The sequence below is a fragment of the Nocardia carnea genome (assembly GCF_029868325.1).
Taxonomy (GTDB): Bacteria; Actinomycetota; Actinomycetes; order Mycobacteriales; family Mycobacteriaceae; genus Nocardia; species Nocardia carnea_C.
The window spans coordinates 1-3,208 of the sequence record NZ_JARWNW010000186.1; the positions used below are offsets into that span (position 1 = coordinate 1).

Here is a 3,208-nt window from a genome sequence, read left to right on the forward strand (position 1 = left end):
CGGCGGCCTGTCCTTCGGCCAGTACCTCGGCGTGCGCCAGCGGCGCCCCGGTGACACCGGCCGCCAGGTTGGTGACCAGCGAGATCCCGAGCAGCCGGGCGCCCAGTGCGCGGGCCGCGATGGCCTCGAGCACCGTGGACATCCCCACCAGGTCGGCCCCGATGGTGGCCAGCATGCGGATTTCGGCGGGGGTCTCGTACTGCGGTCCGGTGAGCCCGGCGTACACGCCGTCGGTGAGATCCGGGTCGATCCGGCGGGCGAGGTGACGCAGTTCCGGGTCCCAGGCATCCACCATGTCGACGAACGTGGGGCCGGTGAGGGCGGTCGCGCCGGTGAGGTTGATGTGGTCGCGCACCAGCACCGCTTCCCCGACGCGCAGACCGGGCCGGATACCGCCGGCGGCGTTGGTCAGGATCACCGTTTCGGCGCCCGCCGCCACTGCGGTCCGCACCGGATGCACCACTTCGGCGGGGGAATACCCCTCGTAGAGGTGCTGGCGGCCCATGAGTACCAGGGCATCGGTATCACCGACCGATACCGACAGCACCCGGCCGATATGGCCCTGCGCGGTGGGCGCGGCGAATCCCGGTAACTCCGGCATGGGGATTTCGGCGTTCGGGACGCCGAGTTCGGTGGTGGCGTCCTGCCACCCCGAACCCAGCACTACCGCGACCTTGTGCCGGGACACGGAGGTCCGGGCGGCGATTTCCTGGGCAGCCTCGTCGGCAAGCATGGCGGTCAGTGTATGGCCTCCGGGCGCCGGGGACCGGTGTCATACCGGATCCGGCGACCGCTGCCGACCGCTGTGGGAGCCCGGTAGTCCTGCGGATACGCTGCACGTATGCCGTACCTGGAACGCGTGGGGAACGTTTTCGTATTGTCGCTGGGCAACGAGGGCCAGACCGACAGCGAGAACCGCTTCGGCCACGAATGGCTCGACGAGACGCATGCTCTGCTGGATACCGTGGAAGCGAGTTCAGGGCCCGCCGCCCTGGTCACGACGGCCACCGGAAAATTCTTCAGCAACGGCCTCGACACCGACTGGCTGTTCGCCAACCTCGACCGTATGCACGGTTACCTCGATCTCGTGCACGGCCTGTTCAGCCGGATCCTGGCTTTCCCGCTGCCCACCGTGGCCGCCGTGAACGGACATGCGTTCGGTGCCGGCGCCATGCTCGCGAGCTCGCACGATTTCCGGATCATGCGCGCCGACCGCGGGTTCTGGTGCCTGCCCGAGGTGCATCTCGGGATGCCGTTCACAGTCGGAATGAACGCGCTGGTCACGGGCCGGCTGACCAACCAGGTCGCGCTCACCGCGATGACCACGGGCCACCGCTACGGCGGTCCGGAGGCATACGCCGCGGGCATCGTCGACGAGACTGCCGACGCCACCGATCTGCGCGATACCGCGGTCACCCGGGCCGGCGCCCTGGCAGCCAACCGGAACGCCAGCCTGCCGGTGATCAAACGTTGCCTGCACGCGGCGACGCTGGCCGCTCTGGCGGTCCCGACCACCGCGGACAACCTGGAATTCGCCAAGAGTTAGCATCCGGGTATCCGTTTCGCTTCACTGTTCCGGTGGTCACACCCGGGACGTCGCCGGGCGCGGATCCGGCCGTGGTGGGAAACTGGAGGTGACGGCCGTTCCCTGGGGGACGAGTGGAACCGCCGCCTGTACCGCGACTCGGGTCGCGGGCGATATGTGTTACGGGCCGGTCCCGGCACGCGGAGAAGTGGTTCGCAGCTGCTCGTTCTACGACAGGAGGATATCCGGTGAGCACATCCGGCCGTTCGGTGCGCGACGGACAGGACACGGTGACGGCGTGGCTGGCCGAGCACACGGTCGATCTCGTGCAGTGGCGACGGCATCTGCACGCGAACCCGGAGCTTTCCCGCACCGAGTTCGCCACCACCGAATTCGTCGGCACCTGGCTGACCAAGGCAGGTCTGTCGTTCCGGGTGCTGCCCAGCGGGACGGGTCTGATCTGCGATATCGGCCCGGAGAACGCCCCCAGGATCGCCCTGCGCGCCGATATGGACGCGCTACCACTCCAGGAGTTCACCGGCCGGGATTTCGCCTCCACGGTTCCCGGCGTCTCCCATGCCTGCGGCCACGATGCGCATACCGCCGTCCTGCTCGGGACCGCGCTGGCCCTGGCCGATGCGGATCTGCCGGTCGGGGTCCGGCTGATCTTCCAGCATGCCGAGGAAGTGATGCCCGGCGGTGCCCTGGATATGGTCGCCGAAGGCGCGATGACCGGGGTGGATCGCGTCTTCGCCCTGCATTGCGACCCTCGGCTCGAGGTGGGTCGCGTGGGTATCCGGGTCGGCGCGATCACCTCCGCGGCCGACACCGTGGAACTGGTTCTGGACTCACCCGGCGGGCACACCTCCCGGCCCCACCTGACCAGTGACCTCGTCTACGCCATCGGCACCGTCATCACCGGCCTGCCCGGCCTGCTCAGCCGGCGGATCGACCCGCGCACCAGCACGGTCATGGTCTGGGGTGCGGTCAGCGCCGGCAAAGCGCCCAACGCCATACCGCAGACGGGGATGCTCACCGGCACCGTCCGCACCGGCGACCACGCCACCTGGTCGCTGCTGGAGCCGCTGGTGCGGGAGATAGTCGACGGCCTCCTCGCGCCGACCGGCGTGCGGTACCAGCTCGACTACCGGCGCGGCGTACCGCCGGTCGTGAACGACGAACAATCGGTGCGGATGCTCAGCGACGCGGTCCGCGGGATCGGCCCGGACGCGCTCGCCGATACCCCGCAGTCCGGCGGCGGTGAGGATTTCTCCTGGTACCTGGAAGAAGTCCCGGGAGCCATGGCCCGGCTCGGCGTCTGGTCCGGTACCGGCCCCCAGCTGGACCTGCACCAGTCCACCTTCGATATCGACGAACGCGCCCTGGAGATCGGCGTCCGCACCTTCACCAACCTCGTCCTCCGGGCCGGCCGGGAACTCACCGCCTGACCTGCCCGGACCTGTCACCACGGACCCTCCGGCAGCACCGAACCGAACGTAACCGACGGCGGCGCCGAGTTCAGCGAGGCCCTGAAAGGTTTCGGCCCGTGCCCGCGGTTGGGGGCCGCGGGGGGGGGGGGGGGGGCGGGGGGGGGGGGGGGGGGGGCGGGGGGGGCCGGGGGGGGGGCCCCCGCCGGGGGGGGGGGGGCGGGGGCGGAGGACGAGCGGGGGGGGGGGGTGGGGG

3 protein-coding genes are annotated in these 3,208 nt (G+C 70.4%); 2 read left to right on the forward strand and 1 reads right to left on the reverse strand.

The genetic code is table 11. From position 1 onward, the window contains the following. Positions 1 to 733, reverse strand: a 733-nt coding sequence (locus QH196_RS14805) for a purine-nucleoside phosphorylase (RefSeq protein ID WP_280416368.1), incomplete at its 3' end; no start/stop codon positions are given. Positions 734 to 841: 108 nt separating this feature from the next. Here QH196_RS14805 and QH196_RS14810 point away from each other — a divergent pair. Beyond that, a complete protein-coding gene (locus QH196_RS14810) occupies positions 842 to 1,546 on the forward strand; it encodes an enoyl-CoA hydratase-related protein (RefSeq protein ID WP_280416369.1) in 705 nt (234 codons plus the stop codon). Between the two features lie 269 nt (positions 1,547 to 1,815). Beyond that, positions 1,816 to 2,973: a M20 family metallopeptidase gene (locus QH196_RS14815; protein WP_280416370.1), complete on the forward strand. Its 1,158-nt coding sequence runs from the start codon at positions 1,816 to 1,818 to the stop codon at positions 2,971 to 2,973. The last annotated feature ends 235 nt before the right edge of the window (positions 2,974 to 3,208 follow it).